Annotated in this window: 15 protein-coding genes and 1 tRNA gene; 8 read left to right on the top strand and 8 right to left on the bottom strand. The window is 61.0% G+C overall.

Annotation, left to right across the window (positions count from 1 at the left end):
* Positions 1-76: 76 nt before the first annotated feature.
* Positions 77-1,864: a HAMP domain-containing sensor histidine kinase gene (locus DXD94_RS06290; RefSeq protein ID WP_233540333.1), complete on the bottom strand. Its 1,788-nt coding sequence runs from the start codon at positions 1,862-1,864 to the stop codon at positions 77-79.
* Positions 1,861-2,595, bottom strand: a complete 735-nt coding sequence (locus DXD94_RS06285; protein WP_117763554.1) for a response regulator transcription factor — start codon at positions 2,593-2,595, stop codon at positions 1,861-1,863. Before DXD94_RS06285 ends, DXD94_RS06290 begins: the two co-directional genes overlap by 4 nt.
* A 259-nt stretch (positions 2,596-2,854) precedes the next feature.
* On the opposite strand from DXD94_RS06285, the gene DXD94_RS06280 reads away from it, so the two are divergent.
* Positions 2,855-2,929 (top strand) — tRNA-Val (locus DXD94_RS06280).
* A gap of 402 nt (positions 2,930-3,331) precedes the next feature.
* Complete coding sequence (locus DXD94_RS06275) at positions 3,332-4,018, top strand: DUF5710 domain-containing protein (protein ID WP_117763553.1); 687 nt, start codon at positions 3,332-3,334, stop codon at positions 4,016-4,018.
* A gap of 445 nt (positions 4,019-4,463) precedes the next feature.
* On the opposite strand, the gene DXD94_RS06265 is transcribed toward DXD94_RS06275, so the two are convergent.
* Positions 4,464-5,546: an HNH endonuclease gene (locus DXD94_RS06265; protein ID WP_117763551.1), complete on the bottom strand. Its 1,083-nt coding sequence runs from the start codon at positions 5,544-5,546 to the stop codon at positions 4,464-4,466.
* 214 nt (positions 5,547-5,760) lie between these two features.
* Here DXD94_RS06265 and DXD94_RS06260 point away from each other — a divergent pair, with 214 nt between their 5' ends.
* Positions 5,761-6,252, top strand: a complete 492-nt coding sequence (locus DXD94_RS06260) for a hypothetical protein (protein ID WP_117763550.1) — start codon at positions 5,761-5,763, stop codon at positions 6,250-6,252.
* A 100-nt stretch (positions 6,253-6,352) separates the two neighbouring features.
* Here DXD94_RS06260 and DXD94_RS06255 read toward each other — a convergent pair whose 3' ends face one another.
* Complete coding sequence (locus DXD94_RS06255) at positions 6,353-7,819, bottom strand: ATP-binding protein (RefSeq protein WP_117763549.1); 1,467 nt, start codon at positions 7,817-7,819, stop codon at positions 6,353-6,355.
* Between the two features lie 569 nt (positions 7,820-8,388).
* Between DXD94_RS06255 and DXD94_RS06250 the strand changes: the two genes are divergently transcribed.
* From DXD94_RS06250 to DXD94_RS06235, 4 genes are all read left to right on the top strand, one after another.
* Positions 8,389-11,427: an insulinase family protein gene (locus tag DXD94_RS06250; RefSeq protein WP_117763548.1), complete on the top strand. Its 3,039-nt coding sequence runs from the start codon at positions 8,389-8,391 to the stop codon at positions 11,425-11,427.
* Between the two features lie 315 nt (positions 11,428-11,742).
* Positions 11,743-12,006, top strand: coding sequence for a type II toxin-antitoxin system HicA family toxin (locus DXD94_RS09965; protein WP_117763547.1), 264 nt, complete (start codon positions 11,743-11,745; stop codon positions 12,004-12,006).
* Positions 11,999-12,328 carry a type II toxin-antitoxin system HicB family antitoxin gene (locus DXD94_RS06240; protein WP_022094981.1) on the top strand — a complete coding sequence of 110 codons (330 nt, stop codon included), beginning with the start codon at positions 11,999-12,001 and terminating at the stop codon, positions 12,326-12,328. Before DXD94_RS09965 ends, DXD94_RS06240 begins: the two co-directional genes overlap by 8 nt.
* Before the next feature lie 121 nt (positions 12,329-12,449).
* Positions 12,450-13,046 carry a 5-formyltetrahydrofolate cyclo-ligase gene (locus DXD94_RS06235; protein ID WP_117763546.1) on the top strand — a complete coding sequence of 199 codons (597 nt, stop codon included), beginning with the start codon at positions 12,450-12,452 and terminating at the stop codon, positions 13,044-13,046.
* A 42-nt stretch (positions 13,047-13,088) separates the two neighbouring features.
* Here DXD94_RS06235 and metA read toward each other — a convergent pair whose 3' ends face one another.
* The gene (metA, locus tag DXD94_RS06230) at positions 13,089-14,015 is read right to left on the bottom strand and encodes a homoserine O-succinyltransferase (RefSeq protein ID WP_117763545.1); all 927 of its coding nucleotides are present in this window, start codon (positions 14,013-14,015) and stop codon (positions 13,089-13,091) included.
* 211 nt (positions 14,016-14,226) lie between these two features.
* Between metA and DXD94_RS06225 the strand changes: the two genes are divergently transcribed.
* Positions 14,227-15,204, top strand: coding sequence for an L-lactate dehydrogenase (locus tag DXD94_RS06225; protein WP_117735446.1), 978 nt, complete (start codon positions 14,227-14,229; stop codon positions 15,202-15,204).
* 132 nt (positions 15,205-15,336) lie between these two features.
* On the opposite strand, the gene DXD94_RS06220 is transcribed toward DXD94_RS06225, so the two are convergent.
* The 3 genes from DXD94_RS06220 to DXD94_RS06210 form a co-directional block, all read right to left on the bottom strand.
* Complete coding sequence (locus DXD94_RS06220; protein ID WP_117763544.1) at positions 15,337-16,305, bottom strand: SIS domain-containing protein; 969 nt, start codon at positions 16,303-16,305, stop codon at positions 15,337-15,339.
* Between the two features lie 144 nt (positions 16,306-16,449).
* The gene (locus tag DXD94_RS06215) at positions 16,450-17,217 is read right to left on the bottom strand and encodes a GntR family transcriptional regulator (protein WP_233540332.1); all 768 of its coding nucleotides are present in this window, start codon (positions 17,215-17,217) and stop codon (positions 16,450-16,452) included.
* On the bottom strand, positions 17,217-19,199 hold the full coding sequence (locus tag DXD94_RS06210) for an ATP-dependent DNA helicase RecQ (protein ID WP_117763543.1): 1,983 nt from the start codon (positions 19,197-19,199) through the stop codon (positions 17,217-17,219). Before DXD94_RS06210 ends, DXD94_RS06215 begins: the two co-directional genes overlap by 1 nt.
* Between the last annotated feature and the right edge of the window lie 86 nt (positions 19,200-19,285).

Below are 19,285 nucleotides of genomic sequence, written 5' to 3'. Positions count from 1 at the left end.
TCTTAAGGTAATAGCAGGTAACTGGTTCGCCGACGGCTCGATGAGCCCGGCGACGCCCGCGCAGCGCGCGCCCTCGTCACAACTCCCCCGTTTCGTCCCCATCGCCGCCCGTGCTAAACGTCGCCGTCACACGTGCCCCGCCGGTCGAACCATTCCCTAACTCAAGCGCTCCCCCGTGTAAACCGCACAAAATGCTCGACACATTCAAGCCCAGCCCAAAATGCTCGGCAGATTTGTTCTCGCTAAAGAACGGATCGCACCCGCGCCGCAGGGCTTCGGGCGTAAAGCCCGGACCATCATCGGCAACGCTCAGAGCCAACCTGCCCTCGCGAACAGAAATCTCAACCTCGATGACGCCCTTCGCATGGCCGCACGCATTGCTCAAGAGGTTGTCGAGAACCTCTTCGACCAGGGGTAGATCGATGTGGGTCATGTCGGCGCGGGCGCCATCTTCACCCTCGTCGATTGCAACCCTCAACGCGAGCCCTTCCCCGCGCGCCGCAACAACCTCGTTCGCATGCGACTCGAGCTCATCCACAAGGGACCGCGGCGTCAGCGGCTTGCGGTCTACAGGTCGATCTTCGAGCTTGCTCAGCCCTCCCATCTCCGTTGCGTACCGCTCCAAACGCACCACCTGGGCCGACAGGGCATCCAACGAACCAACATCGAGCTCATCGCCGCGACGCAGGCGCATCTGCGCCATCTCGACCGTCCCCTTGAGCACCGTGATCGGCGTTCGGAGGTCGTGCGCAAACGCCGCATTGAGCTGACGCCGCCCTTCGGCGGTGCGCCACAGCTCGCGCTGGGCATCGAGCAGCGACGCCCTCATATTCTCCAGCGTCTCGGACAGGCGACCAAGTTCTTTGCCCCGCACGCGCTCGATCGAGAAATCCAAATCCTGACCGGCGATGCGCCCCGCGGCGCTCGCCAGCTCCCCCAAGGGCCCGGCGATGTGAACGCGGTAGAAGTGCTTGAACGTGAGCCAACCCAGGCCGCCGTACGCCAAAACGGGCACAAGCCCCGTCGCAAGCGTGAGGACCCAAGGCATCGGACCATCGGGAGGCGGTGAAGCCGCATAATAGGCAGTGTTCGAGACGAGCCCTTCGCCAAACGTCTCCTCAAGATCGGCTCCCGTCATGTTTTCAAACAGCTCCACGCTCTGCGCGCGGCCCGCGCGGCTCAACGCGTCATAGCGGGCGAGGTTCTCCGCCGGAATCGTGCTGTTCACCTCGAGGATCTCCTCCTGCGGATAACCCTCGTTGTAATTGAGCCCCCAGTCGTAGAGGTGCACCTGGCCGCTACGAACCATGTCGACGGTCGCGTACAGCGTGCTGATGGTGCGCCCGCCCTCCGGCACGTAATCGCTACCAGTCCCCCAATCGCCCGTCGCAATGAAGACCGCGTACGGCCCATCGCCTGGCAAGTTGAGCTCGGATGCGGGAAGCAGCTGCTGAGAGGTGGGGTCGTAGATGTATGGGCCCGAATCGATCACGCCGTGCTCGGTCAAACCGTTATCGAGCGTCACCTCAAGTTCGTAATATCCATTATTCCAAGCCGCGAGCACCTCGATGGCACTCAGCGCAAGCACCGTGGCCACAACAAGATAGGCGACCAGATACGCCGTGAAGATCACGCCCAACGGCCGCAGGCTCCACCAGGTACGCAGGCGCTCTTTTCGCGGCAGACGTTTCAGCTGTTCGCGCTCAAGCTCGCGGGCCGCGCGTCGCTCGGCGCGGCGAGCTGCGCGGCGGTCGCGCCTGCGGACAGAACCGCCATTGTCCCGACAACCGTCCTCGCAAGCGACAACTCGGCCGTCTTCGTGAGGCGCATGGCGCCCGCGTGGGCCCTTACCAAAACCTGTCACTTTGCCACCCACTTGTAGCCCACGCCCCATACCGTTGCGATCGGATCGTCCGCGATCCCCGCCGACGTAAACTTGTTGCGAATGCGGCGAATGTGCTCGCGCACCTGCGACGGGTCACCCGCGGCGTCCCATCCCCACACGCGCTCGTAAATCACATCGCGGTCAAACACCTGGCCAGGGCGCTTGCTCAACAGGGCGATGATGTCGAACTCGAGCTTGGTCAAGTCGACGGTCACCGCGTTCGAATCGCCCCCGGCGGACGAATCCCGATTACCACCCGCACCGTGAACCTCAACGATGCGTTGAGCGTAATCGATGGTCATCTCGCCAAAAAAGCGGACGGCGCCGTCACTTTGCCGATCGCGAGTCCTTCCCTCGCGCGCCATGTGCGCCGCCACGCGACGACCCAGAACCTCGAGAGAAAAAGGCTTGAGCACGTAGTCATCGGCGCCCGCCGCAAAACCATCAAGCTGGTCCATATCCTCAACGCGCGCCGTTAGAAAGATGATCGGGCAGCTCACATGTTTCCGCACGCGGCGGCAGACCTCGAAGCCGTCCATCCCCGGCATGTTTACATCGAGCAGCATGATATCGGGGGCGGGGCCAGAAGAAGCCGCCGCCAGGGCCGACGGCCCGTCATGGGCAACCGAAACCTCGTAGCCCTCCATGCGGAAAAACTCCGCGAGCATATTTGCGATATCAGCCTCATCATCTACGACCAGCATGTTCATTGTCGGCCCCCATACTACTCAAACAACGGCACACGCCTCGTGCAATCGTGCGCAAGACGGCGAAGCCAGCACATATTTCCCTGAAACCTTGCCACAAACCTGTCTACGCTTTGTCGATAATTTGACCGCAAACGGTCACCTGCAGGCGGCGAGCGGCTTTTTCTCACCAGACCACAATGCAAGCGATTTTTAAAAATGTTCTTGCCACCGAGTTCAGGCTCCGTTATATTATCCCTTGCGCACTTGCGCACCCTTGATCGGGCGTTTAGCTCAGGGGGAGAGCGCTTCCCTGACACGGAAGAGGTCAGAAGTTCAAATCTTCTAACGCCCACCAAATGTTCACAGCTCAGAGGCTATGTCTCTGGGCTGTTTTGTTTTATGTCGCCAAATCCGCTGGCAGCTCCAACCATCATCGCAACGTAGCATCAATTCACCTGACGAATGGCTGCCAAATAAATTCAATACCCCAACATCAACAATAGCCAGGCACAAAACTGCGCCGCAAACTGCTCCAACCGCTCAAACAACCACCCTGCCCATGCACAAAACCGCGTCAGCAACCCAAGTGCCTATCCCGGCTGACTCCGCAGTCAATCAAAACCGCCCCAATAGCCACCGAGGCCGAGACCAACGCGTCTCGAACCCATCCGAACCGCAACTTCTCAGCAAAACGCCGCGATGTCTGCGCTCTGCGGTATCCTTGAGCCACTTGCACCTGCAGCACCAAGGAGCCGCCATGCGCACCGAGCTCGATGTTCCCTTTTCGCACAAAGAAGAAGCCAAGGCGCTGGGCGCCAAATGGGACCGGACCAAGAAGATCTGGTATGTACCCAGCGGCGTCAACCCCGAGCCCTTTGCCGAGTGGCTGCCCGGTGTTGACCGATCCGACCCCTCAGCGCCGTATATATATCTAGTACTGGGCAAGCGCGAGTGCTGGAAGTGTCACAAAGAGACCTCGGTCGCGGCCTTCGGCATTCCCTATCGAACCGATAACGACAAGAGCATCGCCATCGCACACGCGCCCAACGAAGCCGGGCACATTGTCATCGACACGGCCAACGCCAACGCACTCGCCATCGTGCCCGCTCTTGGCTGCGCGCCGGGCGAGATCCGCGACTACCTTCATAAGCGCTGCGGCTACAAGCCCGTGGGCGCGCGAGCCTCCAAAGCCCCGTCGCTCGGCAACACGTGCACCAGTTGCGATGCGCTGCAAGGCAGCCGCTATCTGTTCGAGGAGCCCTCATCCCCGTTTGCCCTCACTGCCATCAACAAGCTGCCGGCACTGGAGTTTGTGCGCGTCGAAGTTGCCGGCGTCTTTGGCGTCCCGGCTACGCGCACTGACTTTGACCAGGCGCTCTTTACCTGGGCACGTGACCATCACGCCGAGTTCCACAAGCAACTCGGTGAGGGGATTTATTTGTAGGGACGGAGAGGCCTTCACAGCCAGCTCCTCCGCATCACCTATCCCTCGTCGCCGGCGTCGTACACGATATCGAGGCCACAAACAGGGCATTTCTCCGGGTACACCGGCATATGAACGCCTGTCCGTTTTCTCACTTCGTCGCTGAGTCTGTCGCGCGCATCGATGAACCGAATGTCGAGACACGGTATTTGCGAGCCGCAACAAGGACAGGCGACGACAAACGACCCGCAATCAACTTCTACGCTCGGAAACATATTGTTGTCGATAAGGGCACGCGGCAGTTTTCCGTACTTCCCCATCACGACATCGCCTCGCCAGCTCACGCTCGCTCCCTTCCCGTAATTGAAACCAGGAAGAGCATGCACCAGCAAGTGCGCGCGAAATTGCATCGCCACGCGATCCGATCAAACAACACGATCTTAAAAGACCACCAAAGCCAAATACGCTAATACGGCAGAATCCCCGCCTTTTCACGCTTCTTTTCCGAGCGATCGAACTCAATGCGATGGGCCTCAAGAAACGCCGTATTGGGTCGCCACTGACGCTCATTCGGCTGCCTTAGCGTCGCACCTGCAAAGGAAGCGTAGTCGGTCTTATCCAGCAGGTACGATCCGCACAGCCGATATTCACCGCAAACAGGCTCAAACGAAATCAGATGAGCATCAAATAGGGAATGTAAGTCGCGCCGAAGCAGAATGCCATTGCTGGCAACTTGCGATTTAGGGCCCGAGTAATTCTCGATATGTGCAGCCTCCAGAGCTTCGCTGACGCCGCAGTCCGACACCGCGCAACGGCCGTCATAGGCGGCAACGAGCTGCTTGCGGAACCATTGTTGCCCCAGTCGCTCGCGCCTTAACGCATAGCGAACTTTTTCGTCATCGGTCGCATCCCGTCCGGCAAACTCAATGTCGACTGGCATGTGCTTCAGATAGCTCATGTCGGACGCAAAACGAGGGTCAGGCCCGCCTTTATGAACGGGACCATGCAGAACAAACCAGCCGTTTTCGGGCTCGAACCGTTCAACAAACGCAAGGCCAAGCACCTTATAGCCCACCTCAGTTGCAAATATGACTCCAACTGGAACGCCACATTCCATGCAGTTGAGCATTTTCCGGTTATAGTCTTGGTCTCGAGAACCAACGGTGCCCGGCGCTTGAACCGAATACTTAATGACCCACGTGCCGTCATCCAAATAGAGCGGAGGAACATCGGTATAGAAACTCTTTTTAGAGTTATGAACCGAGAGCGCAAAGATCTTATCGGGATCTTGCTTCACCCGATCCTGGCCCGGCCAGAAGATCCCTGAATCCCGCGTTACGGGAAAGAAGTCCGAGCCAATTCTCAAACGATACTGATACTGAGGGCTATCTTCCTTGGTGTGGTGCGGAAGGCTGGTCCAAACGCCGCCGCGCTGTTCCTCACCCAGAAACCACTCCCATGCCTCAACGTATTCGGAAGGCACGAGACTGCAGGCGCGGTCATAGCTTGGTCCATCCATCAACGGAACAGCAAGGTCAATGTCGTTCATCGCCAGCACCTACAACCATACGAACGCGAATCATGCCCCTCAATAATATGGCCGAGAGTCAATTATTACGAGGTCTCATTCCGCGATCGGCACGTCGTTGATGCTCTCGGTTTGCCGCTGGCGCGCTTGTACCCCGCTGTCCCACTCCCCTGTATACTGATGTAGCACGTGTTTCATCCGGCTTGTTGGGCCGAATTGTTCATGGGAGGGTCTTATGGCTGCTTCGAATCCGCCTAAGGGGAGCGTTTCTTCTTCGTCCATCAAGCCGGTTACACGCAAGGCCGTGCGCTGCCAGCGCGAGGTCGCCTGGCTTGTCACGCAGGCAGCAGGCAGACTCGTGGCGAGCACGGAGGACGTCAATGCTCCCACACCGAGCTTTGTGCTGGCAGCGGCGCTGGATCGAGTACGCCAGCTGGAACTCGTCGCACAAGAAGACGGCAGCCATCTTGGCTACCAGGACGCTATGGCGCCCGACCTGTTGACCTTTTGTCGCATGACCAAATTGCCCGCCGCACCCAATGCGCTTTCGGACGCAGGCTACATGTTTACGCTTTCGGGCGCGGACCTTATCCGCGACATCTATGCATACTGCAGCGAGCTCGCCGAGCGCAGCGTCTTTGGCACGGCTGAAGTCAAACCGGGATATGTCATCAAGCTGGTTCTTAGGCTGTTCTTGATGGACGGGTTCGGGGCCATGCCGGCGTAAGCCGAGTCTTTAGCATCACCGTCGACTGGGCAACAACCGCTTTACCTTAATGGACGCCAATCGAGAGTCGATTATTGGGTCGCCTCGTCCACTAACGCATCTATCCCACGCGCTCCGACAGTCGATACTTGCGGTTGCGGCTCGTCGCCGGCGCCGTGGGCTCAAGCTCGCCTTGAGCAATGAGCGCGTTGACGCGCGACCTAACCTGGGAAATTGTGAGCCCTGTGTGCTCTGCCAGCTCGCGCGTCCCCAGCTCGCCGTAGTGTTTGAGTGCCGTCACAATTAAGCCCCCGCCATGATCGACCGGCTCGATCTTTGAACGGTAAAGTACGACCTTGAACCGATCGAATCCCGGGCAGAACAGGGGCTCGGCCAGACCATGCGCGCGCATGGCATCGATCATCATCGGGATGCCCGAGCCATTGCCCTCAGCCGGCGAACCTGCGCCATCCGGCAGCGGGACAATCGACATGAGCTTCACAAGCGTCGCGTTACGGCATCGGGAGCTGCCGTCAAACAAGTTCTCGCGAGTCTTTCCCCCGTAAAGGCCGCCAGGATTCGTCACCTCGACACGATCATCAAAGACGTCGACGGCAATCGATTGTCCACAGAACCGATCCCCGTATTCTCGATGGATTACGGCGTTGGCGATTGCCTCGCGCAGAACCTCCTCGGGAATCTCAAGCGAGTCGACACGCGAGACGCCTTGGACGGTCGAGGTTCGCCGCAAATTCTTGGCGACGGCTGCGACGGCATCCGAGATCATCTCGCCCAACGTTCCCTCACAGATTGTGCGGTCCATGAACCTCAGCGACCCCGCCATGCCCTTCTGAGTTCCCGCATGGACAGCCACGTCAACGAAGAGCTTGGGATAGAACTGCTGAGGGTAGGTGCCCACAACTAGGAGTCCAGCCTTGGTGACATTGCCCTGGGAATCAAGGATATTTAGGCGCTCCAGCTTCGTTTGTTTGTCCGGCGCGCCGCGCATTGCCCGGGGCGTCAACGAGAAAGCCCGATCTATCGTACGGTCGACCAGCGTCTCGTCGAGATCGTCCGCGCCCGCACCCGCCACCGCGTCGCGATCGCTCGGAGTCGCTCGACCGTATGACGCCAATGCGAGCACCTCGGTCGATGAAAGCGGCACATCTTTGTCATCGATGCGCTTGTAGCTGCCGCCCTGGGCGCCCCGCTCTATGACATAGCAGGGCTTGCTCGACGGATCGAGCTCCTCAATCGTAATGACGAGAACGATGACGCCCTGAAGCTCCACTCGCTCGATCGTGTATTTGGGCGGATTGGCCAGCTTTCCTCGACCGCCCGCATCACCCATGCCTGACACAAATTGGTTGAGCACTTTCTCGGTCTCGAAGTTCTCAACCGGGACAAAACCTGCGCGCTCACTCACTCCGAGCACGATGATTCCGCCGGCAGTGTTCGCGAATGCGCTCACCGTTTCCCACACGTCGCGGGAAAGCGTCGTGGCGCTCTCCTTCACTTCGACGTTAAGATCATCCGAGCCCATACGCCTTAAAGACTCAAGCAGACCGGTCAGCTCGTTTTCGTTCATCTGCACGTCCTTTCGCTCGGTCCTGCGGAGAATGCCGCGGATAGATTTCCCTCGTCTCTCAGTTATCTCTCGTAATTATCTCTCATTTATCTCTCTATCTCTCGGCTTAGAGATAAGAGATAGATAGAGATGAAATGTCTACCATTTGCTTCATTTATACATATTTTTGCTGGTAGAACAATCGGTATTGAGACAATACCATGATTGCCTGTCTCTTTGCTGCTCAGTTATCTCTCATATTTATCTCTCACCTTTCTGTTATCTCTCGTATTAGAGACGAATGAGATATGAGAGATGTGTGGGCGGCGGATGAGCGTGGATTTTGGACGATCGGGAAATGAGGGTGGGTATTTGGACGGTTTTTGGGCGTTTTGAGGCTGATTCCGTCCGAAAATCCACTCTCATTCGATAGGCGTCCAAATTTCCACGCTCGCGCGGCGGTCACGCGGGGCCTTTACCCAATCCGCCGGTATCGCCTTCAGTTCGCTGCAGAACCGCGGCCCCATATGGGTATACTCTCGAGGATTCGACTCGATTCGCCCCCGCTGGGGCGTCAAAGGAGGCTGCATATGCCCACCACCTCAACCGACTCGCGCGCCGCTGCCGCCGCGCTGCTGGCACCCGGTACCACCTGCCACGGTTTTGCCGTCGAGCGCTGCGAGACCGTGCCCGAGCTCGACTCGGATGCCTACGTGCTTCGCCACACCGCCTCGGGCGCTCGCCTGCTGTACCTGGCGTGCGACGACGAAAACAAGGCTTTTGCCATTGGCTTTAAGACGCCGCCGGCCGATTCCACCGGTGTGTTCCATATTCTTGAGCACTCGGTGCTGTGCGGGTCGGCCAAGTTTCCCGTCAAGGAGCCGTTTGTCGACCTGATCAAGAGCTCCATGCAGACGTTCCTCAACGCCATGACCTACCCCGACAAGACCATCTACCCCGTTGCCACCACCAACGAGCAGGATTTGTACAACCTGATGGACGTGTACCTGGACGCGGTGTTCAACCCGGCCATCTATACCAAGCCCACCATTTTTGAGCAGGAAGGCTGGCACTACGAGCTGGACCTGCCGGAGAGTGTCGAGGGCGAAGGCGGCGACAGCCCCGCCAGCCTGCGCGAGGGCACGCTACGCTATAACGGCGTGGTGTTCAACGAGATGAAGGGCGCGCTGTCCGACCCCATGAGCGTGCTGGACGACGCCGTCAACGCCGCGCTCTATCCTGACACCGCCTACGCGCACGAGAGCGGTGGCGACCCGCGCGCGATTCCCGCACTCACCTACGAGCAGTTCCTGGACACGCACGCGCGCCACTACAATCCTTCCAACTCCTACATCACGCTCTACGGCGACCTGGACGTGGACCGCGCCCTGGCCTTTTTGGACGAGCGCTATCTGTCGCAGCCGAGTGCCGCGAGCCGCCGCATGGACGCAGCCGTTGCCGCCGGCGAGGACCCGTCCGCGCTGGCGCCCAATCCGCTGGGCGTACAGGCGCCTGTGACCTGCGAGTACAAGCGCATCGAGATGGCTACCACGCCCGAGAACGCCCTGGTGGGCCTGGGTCTTGTGCTGGGCAGCGCGCTCGACCGCAAGCGCACGATCGCGGCGGACATCCTGTTCGAGGCGCTGCTGGGCTCCAACGAGGCACCAGTTAAGAAGGCCATTCTGGCCGCCGGCCTGGGCGGCAACGTGGTGAGCTACACCGCGGCCGAGAGCCTGCAGCCCTACGAGCTCATCATGCTGCAAAACGCGCAGCCCGGCGTGGCGCGCGAGCTGCGTCGCGTGTTCCAGGACGCCTGCCGCGACCTGTGTGAACACGGCGTTCCGCGCGAGCGCCTAGAGGCCATCATCAGCAGCAACGAATACGACCTTCGCCAGCGCGACTACGGTATCGCCGACGGCGTGGCTATTGCGTGCGACGCGCTGAGCACCTGGCTCTACGATGACGACGCCGCGACGTTAGCACTCAAGTACGGCCCGGTGTACGAGGAGCTGCGCGGCGAGCTGGACGGCAGCTACTTTGAGGACCTGCTGCGCGAGCTGGTGCTGGAAAACGACCACATGGCGCTGGTCGAACTGGTGCCGGTGGACGCCGCCGAGGGCGCGGAGAGCGCCGAGGCCGCCGAGCTGGCAGCCAAGCGGGACGCCATGACCGATGCCGAGCTGACCGACGTGGTCGAGCGCACGGCTGTGCTGCGTGCCGCGCAGGAGGCGGATGACACGCCCGAGGACAAGGCCACGCTGCCGCGCCTGCGTGTGTCCGACATTGGCGAGGCGCGCCCCGAGCCGCCGCTGGTCGTGGACACGACCGCGCCTATCCCCTGCCTGCGCCACGGCATCCCCACCAACCGTCTTGCCTACGCCATGCAGTATTTCGACCTGAGCTGCGTCGCATTTGAGGACCTGCCCTACGTGACGCTGCTCTGCCGCCTGCTCAAACAGCTGCCCACACGCGAGCACTCGGCCGAGGAACTCGACAACCTGCTCGCCGGCAAGCTGGGCTTTTTGAGCTTTACGACCGAGGTCATGACGCAGCCCGACGTGGACGGCGTGCGCCCCTACCTGCTGGTGAGCGCCGGCGCCCTGTCCGAAAAGATCGACGCGCTGGCGAGCCTGCCGCGCGAGGTGTGGTCGAGCACGCTGTTGCTCGATGCTGACGCCGACCGCGTTCGCGACGTGCTCACGCAGGTTCGCATTGGGCTTGAACAGGGCTTTATCAACAACGGACACTCGGCGGCGCTGGGTCGCGCGATGAGCTACAGCTCGCCTTCGGCCATGGTGCGCGAGCAGCTTTCGGGCGTGGACTTCTACCTGTTCCTGCGCCATCTGCTCGAGCACTTTGACGAGCGCTTGGATAGCCTGCGCGCCAAGCTTGCCGAGCTGGCAAACCGCATCTTTGTGGCCGATGGCTGCATGGCGAGCTTTACCGGCAGCGACGAGGACTTTGACACGTACTGGGCCACCGCGGGCGACCTGGGGCTTGGCGTGGGCGACGGCGCTGGCAGCGGCACGCTCGTGGTGCCGGAGCCGCGCGACCGTCACGAGGCCTTTGTCATCCCCAGCGATATCTGCTTTGCGGCGAGCGCGTGTGACCCGCGTCGCCTGGACATTAACGTGACGGGCGCCTGGGCGGTTGCCGCCAACGCGCTCTCCTACGACTACCTGTGGAACGAGATCCGCGTGAAGGGCGGTGCGTACGGATGCGGATTCCGCGCGGCCGGCGAGCGCCAGACGGCGTTCTACACCTACCGCGACCCGGCGGTCGATCCTTCGGTTGAGCGCATGGAACGCGCGGGCGAATGGCTCGGCAGCTTTGAGCCCGACGAGGCCGCCTTTGAGGGCTTTATCGTGAGCTGCGTGAGCGGCATGGACGCGCCCGTGAAGCCGTACGCGCTCACCAAGCGCCGCAATACGACCTACCTGGCCGGGCTCGATCCGCACGCACGCGAGGAACGTCGCGCCCAGATGCTCGCGGCCACACCCGCTGAGCTGCGCTCGTTCGGCGCCGATGTGACGCGCATCGCAGCCGAGTCGCCCACCTGCGTCTTTGGCGGCCGAGACGTCATCGCCAAGAGCAACGCCGACTTTAACGTCGTCGACCTGATGGGCTAACGCACGGCAAAGGTAGATTTTTGGGACATGTCTGAAAATCTACTTTTTTCTGCGGTTTGAGCGGGGCGGCGCAGCCCACCGCGGCGGTTTGTCTCAATCTGTAACATCTAGGTCCAATTTTGCCGAGTTACTGTTACAGATTGAGACAAACCGCCGCAGACGCCCACTCCACAGCACAGACCACCACAAAGGTGCCTGTCTCCTTCCTCAGTTGTGATTCGAACACTTGTTCTATACGCACACATGTTCTATAGTAGAGGTGCTTGCATCAAACTGAAATTGCAACTAGAATATAGTTGCAGAATGTGAGGCGGGATGACTCGATCCGATAAACTCATCGCCCAGCTGCTTAGCTGTCCTTCAACGTATAGATTCGCTGACTTTCTTAAAGTTATGGCTTCATATGGCTTTGAAATGGACAGCAAAGGCAGGACATCCGGATCGCGCGTTCGCTTCTACAGGCCATCAGATGGCAGGATGTTCGTAATGCACACGCCTCATCCATCTGACGAATTGACAGCGGGGACCATTCGAAACATCGTTCGCTTTCTGCAAGATGTCGGAGGTAGTCATGAGTAACGTTTTGGCATACAAGGGTTATTTCGCCCCGGTCGAGTTCGATGCCGAACAGCATGTGCTAACAGGTATGGTCGCCGGCATTAGGGACGCAATCGTATTTGAAGGCTCCACGGCTGAAGAAGTGGAGCAATGCTTCCACGACGCCGTCGACGATTACCTTGAGTTTTGCGCCGAGAAGGGCAAGGAACCCGAGCGGGCTTTTAAGGGCTCGTTCAACGTAAGAACGGGCTCTGAGCTCCACAAGCAAGCAGCGCTGGCGGCGGCAAAGAAGGGTGAGTCACTCAATAAGTTTGTGACTGAAGCGATCGCTGCGGCGCTGTGAAGCCAACGTCGAGTCGAAGCCGCCACAAAGGGCGCCTTTGCGGCGGCTTCGACGTTTGCCCAGATAAAACCTGCCAAAATAAACCTGTCCCTTTTTGGTAGGTTTGGGAGAGGGAGCTGGGATGGATAAGGCTGAGTTGCGACGGGCGGTGATTTCCCGGCGCGATGCTCTTGATTTGGATGTGCGTGCGGCAAAGTCCGCCGTTATCTGTACGCGGCTGGTTGAGCTGTTGGATCGCTCGGATGCCGCGGTGCCGCACACCGTTGCCATCTATGCCGCGATGGGTTCCGAGGTCAATCCTGCCGCGTTTGCCGCTGCGGTCGCCGCGCGCGGCTGGCGCGTGGCCTATCCGTGCATGCTCTCGGCAATTGATACCGCAGCTTGTGGCCAGCGCATGTGCATGCGAGCAGTTGCCGCCGACGATGCGTTCGCGGCTCCGTTTACCGCCCACCCCGTGCGGGCCTTCGCGGCCACGGACATCGACAGCGACCGCTTCCCCATCGTGCCTGCCGAAGCACTCGACATGATTGTTGTGCCGCTCGTGGCCTTCGATCAAACCGGCGCGCGTCTGGGCTACGGCGGCGGTTGCTACGACCGCTACCTGCCCATGCTCTCACCCGCATGCCAAATCATCGGCATCGCCTTTGACGAACAACGCATCAACCACGTCCCCACCGATGCCCACGACCTGCCGCTGCCCGACATCATCAGCGCCTAATCGCCGCCACATCAGCCACGGCTACAGCAGTACCATCGCAGTCTAGTGCTCCTCGCCGGCGCGGGCTAGGTCGTAGGGCGTAGTCTGGTAGACGTAGTAGTTGAGCCAGTTGGTATAGAGCAGCTGAGCCTGGCTGCGCCAGACGTTGCGCGGCTCGGTCGTGGGGTCGTCGTTCGGGAAGTAATGCGCCGGCACTTGAGGGTTGAGTCCGCGCTTCACATCGCGCTTGTACTCCAGGCGCAGCGTGTCGGTATCGTACTCGGGGTGGCCAAATACAAAGAAGCGGCGACTGTCGGTCGACTTGACGATGTACAGGCCCACCTCGTCGGACACGGCCACGACCTCAAGCTGCGGCTCGGCGTCCACGTCCTCGCGGCGCACATCGGTGTTGCGCGAATGCACGGCATAGAAACGGTCGTCAAAACCGCGGACCAGCGGGCTCTGCGGCTTCACCAGATAATGCTCAAAGACGCCGCTCGCCTTTGCCGGCAGGTCGTACTTCTGAATACCGTAATGATGGTAGAGCCCCGCCTGCGCGCCCCAGCAAATGTGCAGCGTAGAGTGCACGTGTGTGGTGGACCAGTCCATGATCTGGCAGAGCTCGGGCCAGTAGTCGACCTCTTCGAACGGCATCTGCTCCACCGGCGCGCCCGTGATGATCAGGCCGTCGTAGTGGATGTCGCGGATGTCGTCGAACGTGCGGTAGAACGTCTCCAAGTGGCCGGCGCTCACATGCGTGGCCTCGTGCGTCTTGGTGCGCAACAGGTCCACCTCCACCTGCAGCGGCGTGTTGGAGAGCTTGCGCATGATCTGCGTCTCGGTGGCGATCTTGGTGGGCATGAGGTTAAGGATGAGCACGCGCAGCGGACGGATGTCCTGGTGCAGCGCGCGGTACTCGGTCATGACAAAGATGTTCTCACTCTCGAGCTGCGCGGCGGCAGGGAGGGCGTCGGGAATGCGAATGGGCATGGAAGCTCCTAACGAGTCAGTTGCAGCTATGGTACAACGAGCGACCCCATCCGCGCGAGCACATCGCCCAGCGATGCCGTCGACGGCCCAAATCACTCCAAAAGTAGAAATTAAGGCATGTCCCAAAAATCTATTGCACTTTAGTCTAGCAAAGTGGCAACAGGACGCTACAATGGTTCGACGCGAAAAACTCGGCCGGAAGGATACGTATATGTACCAGACGCGTAAGATCGGTGTGGTCGGCCAGGGCCACGTAGGAGCACATGTCGCCAACAGCCTGCTTATGCAGGGCATTGCCGACGAGCTGTACCTGTGCGATATCAACGAGGCCAAGGTGACGTCCGAGGTCCAGGACCTGCGCGACTCCCTTTCGTTTGTCCCGTACAACACCAAGATCGTCAACTGCTACGACCACTACGAGGAGCTGGCCTGCTGCGACGTCATCGTCAATGCCGCCGGCAAGGTCGCGCTGGCCGCTGGCAGCCGCGACGGCGAGCTGTTCTTTACCACCGACGCCGCGCGCACCTTTGCCAAGCGCATCGTCGACGCCGGCTTTGACGGCATCTTCGTCTCCATCTCCAACCCCTGCGACGTCGTGTGCACCGAGCTGTGGCACCTGACCGGCTACGATCCCAAGAAGATCATCGGCTCGGGCTGCGGTCTGGACTCCGCCCGCCTGCGCACCGAGATCTCCAAGAAGATCGGCGTGAGCCCCAAGTCCATCGACGCCTACATGATCGGCGAGCACGGCTTTAGCCAGCTTGCCGCCTTTAAAGCCGCGACCATCGCCGGCAAGAGCCTCAACGAGCTTCAGGCCGAGAACCCCGACAAGTACGCCTTCGACCACATGGAGGTCGAGGAGCTCGCGCGCAAGGGCGGCTATGTGACCTACGCCGGCAAGCAGTGCACCGAGTACGCCGTCGCCAACTCCGCCGCGCGCGTCTGCGCCGCCGTTCTGCACAACGAGCACGCCGTGCTTTCGGCCTCTACGCTTATGACCGGCCAGTATGGCGAGGAAGGCATCTTTACCTCCCTGCCGTGCGTGATCGGTGCCGAGGGCGTCGAGGAGGTCTACACGCTCGACCTTTCCGAGCACGAGCTCGAAGGCTTCCACAAGAGCTGCCAGCACATCCGTGACAACATTGCCCAGCTCGACTGGTGGGATGCCGAGGCCTACGACGCCAAGTAGGTCGTCGGTTGACGCGATACCCCCCACGCATGGACGCAATGCAGAGCGGGCCGCGCCGGAAATCCCCGGTGCGGCCCGCTATTTACGCACGCTGTTCGCTTGCGAATCGAAGGTGAATACTTTTCCCGGTACCTAGTACTGCTCGATGCCCATGTAGCGACGAACCTCGGGGCTGTGGTCAAACACCTTGCCGCGGGCGGCGCGCAGCTCGCAGCTCATGTTGTAGAAGAAGATCGGCTCCAGGAACGAACGCACGCTGGCAGGCACCTCGCCCACGCCGTACTCGAGCGCATCGAGCACCATGATCGTGTCGGTGTGCGTGTTGAGGAACGCCAGTGCGCGCTCCTCCATGGGACGGCACTCGCCCGATCCGAGCTGCATAAAGTAGAACACGCCGGGCTCGGTGGCCTCGAACGGGCCGTGGAAATACTCGCCGGAGTGGATGTAGCAGCAGTGCTGCCATTGCATCTCCATGAGCGAGCAGATCGCCATGGCGTAGGTCTGGCTAAAGTTGGGGCCGGATCCCAGGATGTAGAAGAACTTGTGCTGCTGGCAGAGCTCGGCAAAGCGGTCGCCCAGCTCCGCGTTGACCTTCTCGCGGGCGGCGGGCAGCAGCGTGTCCATCTGCTTAAGGCCGGCATACATGTCGGCGAGCGCCTCGTAGCCTTCCTGCTGGTCGAGCAGCTCGGCAGCCATCAGAACGCCGATACCCTGCGGGACCTCGGCCTGCGACTCGCCCTTGCCCCACGGATAGACCCAGGTGGTCCACTTGCCGTTGTCGATCTTGGAGCCCGCATAGTCGGTCATAGCCACGACCTCGGCACCGGCAGCCAGCGCCATCTCGCAACCGTCGACGACCTCCTGCGTGTTGCCGCTGTGGCTGCAGGCGACGACGAGCGACTTCGGCCCCAGGCTCTTGGGGGCCATCAGGCAAAACTCGCGCGCGGTGTAGACCGTCGAGGCAAACGTGGTGGCCTCGCGCTTGAGCAGCTCGTTGGCCGGCATCAGGTCGATCATCGAACCGCCACAGGCGATCCAAAAGACGTTCTCGATCTTACCCTTGCGCTCGATAATTTCCTGAATCAGATCATGTGCGTTCATGCTGATGCTCCTCCTTGTGTGGTGGCTTTTGGCGACGGCTGCTCGTACCTGCGATCGTTCTATGTTGTCCTATTTATAGCACGCCGACTGTCACGGGTGAAGTCATTACAGCAAATTTGTTCTATGTTGTTCTATCTATGGACGTTAGATGTCGAAGACGTAGCGCGAGCCAACGATCTTTTGACGACCGAGCAGTAGGGGCCGCTCGTTCGCATCGGTAAAGTACGCCTCCATATAGAAGAGCGGCTCGCCGACCGGCACCTCCAGCAGCGGGGCCGCCTGAGCATCGGCAAGCGCAATCTCCACGGTGCAGGGATCGGACTTGAGCGGCGCGCGACCCGAATGCTCGGCAACGAGCGAAAAGATTGAGTTATCGGCGAGGTCTTTATCGGCAAGCGTCTGCAGGTAGGCATGGTCGGCGAGCACAAAGGCGTTGTTCTCGAGCATGACGGGGATGCCGTCGGCCGTGCGCACGCGCTCGACCACGATAAGCTCACTGCCGGGCTCCACGCCAAAAAACGCCGCGTCCTCGCGCGTCGCCGCAACCACCGTGCGCGACACCAGGCGCGCTCCGGCCACCATATCGTTGGCAGCACAACCCTCAGTAAAACTCTGGACGTCACCCTTCTGGCGAATCTTGCGCTTGAGCTTGGGCGCACACACAAACGTGCCCCTCCCCTGCTGGCGGCTGAGATACCCCGCGCGCGACAGCTCCTCGATGGCGCGGCGCACGGTGATGCGTCCCACGCCGTAGGACTTCGCGAGCTCCATCTCGGAAGGAATACGCGAGCCGGCCGCGTACACGCCGCGCGCGATCTCGCCCTTTAGGTCGTCCATAACCTGCTGGTACAGCGGCACGGCGGACACCTCGGCGCGCTCGGAACGTTCGGTCTTGCTATCGGCTGTCATCATTACGCTCCATCCCGCGCATGCTCGGACTCAAATTCTTCAATCGCCGCCATAAACTGCTCGCCAAAGGCGTCGGCCTTTTTCTCGCCGATACCGTTGACCCGGATAAGCTCCTCGCGTGTCTGAGGGCGCAAGCGGCACAGGCCGCGCAGTGCCTTGTCGGAAAAGACCATGTACGGCGCCATCTCCAGCTCGGTCGAGATCTCCTTGCGCAGCGCACGCAGGCGCTCGAACAGCTCGGCATCGTCGCCCACGCGCGGACGCTGATCCAGCTCGGCCTCCTCGCGCAGCAGATCCACCGCACGGCGGGCACGGGCCGAGGCCTTGCGCTTGGACGCGCGACGTTTAACGGTAAAGGCGAACGCCTCATCCTCGACCTCGACGGCACGCGGGCCCAGCCCAACGACCGGGTACTGCCCCTGCGAGGTTGCCAAATAACCGCGGCCGCACAGCTGGCCGATGATGTCCTTGATGCGCCCGACCGATTCGCTCGACAGCTCACCGTAGCCGCGGTCCTCGTCCAGATGCATCTGGCGAATGCGCTCGGTGTTGCCGCCGTGGAGCACGTCGGCGATCAGCGACTTGCCAAAGCGCATGGGACGCGTGGCCACATAGCGCACGGCGGCGCGGGCCATATCGGTGACGTCCTCGACCTCGAACCGTGTGAGGCAGTTGCTGCAGTTGCCGCAGCCCTCGGCCTCGTCCGTGGCGGCGCCACCCGCACCAGCTGCGGTCGCATGCTCGGCCGCGGCCTCGTCTCCAAAGTAGCGCAGCATGTATTCGCGCAGGCAGCCGGTGGTATTGCAGTAGCCTTCCATCTGGCTGAGCAGGCGGTATCGATTCTGGAGCGCCCACGCGCGCTGCTCATCGTCGAGCGCCTCGTCGGCCGCATCGCCGCGGTCGATCAAAAATCGCCGCATGCGAAAATCGTTGCCATTCCACAGCAGGTGACAGCTGGCAGGATCGCCATCGCGGCCGGCGCGGCCCGCCTCCTGATAGTAGGCCTCGATGCTCTCGGGCACGTTGTTATGGATGACGTAGCGCACGTTGGGCTTGTCAATGCCCATGCCAAAGGCGTTGGTGGCGACCATCACCTGAATATCGTCGTCGATAAAGGCGCGCTGGCTTTGGCGACGGGCGTCGTTGCCCATGCCGGCATGGTAGCGACCAACGCGAATGCCGCTAGGGCCCAGCGCCTCGGCAAGCTCGCCCGCGAGCGCATCGACTGTCTTGCGGGTCGAGCAATACACGATACCGCTCTCGCTCGAATGCGCGATTACGTAGTCGCGCACCCAGGCGGCCTTAGCCTTGTCGCCCATCTCCTCGCAGCCAAAGTAGAGGTTCTTGCGGTCGAAGCCCGTCACCACGCACGCGGGGTTTTGCAGGCCGAGCATCTGCTGAATGTCAGCACGCACGCGCTCGGTCGCCGTAGCGGTAAAGGCCGCCACGATGGGGCGCTGCGGCAGGGAATCGATGAACTCGCGAATCTGCAGGTAGGCGGGGCGGAAATCCTGGCCCCATTGGCTTACGCAGTGGGCCTCGTCAATGGCCACGAGCGGCACGCCGATGCCGCCGTCCGCCGCGGCCTCCTGCGCAAAGGCTAAAAAGCGCGGCTCGAGCAGGCGCTCGGGCGCCACGTACATAAGCTGGTAGCGCCCCTCACGCGCCCGCTTGAGCACGGTGTTTTGCTGGGCCGGGGTAAGGCTGGAGTTGAGATAGCTGGGGCGTGCACCCGCCGCGAGCAGCGCGCGGGTCTGGTCCTCCATAAGCGATAGCAGCGGGCTCACCACAAAGGTGATGCCAGGCAGCATGAGCGCTGGCACCTGGTAGCAAATGGACTTGCCGGCGCCCGTGGGCATAACGCCCAGCGCATCGCGACCGGCAAGGATCGCATCGACCATGCGGTCCTGCCCCGGGCGAAACGAGGTGTAACCAAAATAGGCGCCGAGCGTGTCGAGCGCCATCTGCTGCATGCTATCGGTCATGGTTTCCTAACGTCAGAATCCTCTGCCGCCGATTATACGCCGCCACGCGGACCAGCGCCGAGCTGCCGCTAGCCACGAGCAACGCG

Source organism: Collinsella sp. TM10-22 (assembly GCF_003466125.1).
In the GTDB taxonomy this organism is placed as follows: Bacteria; Actinomycetota; Coriobacteriia; order Coriobacteriales; family Coriobacteriaceae; genus Collinsella.
This window is presented reverse-complemented; position numbering and strand designations above follow the sequence as displayed.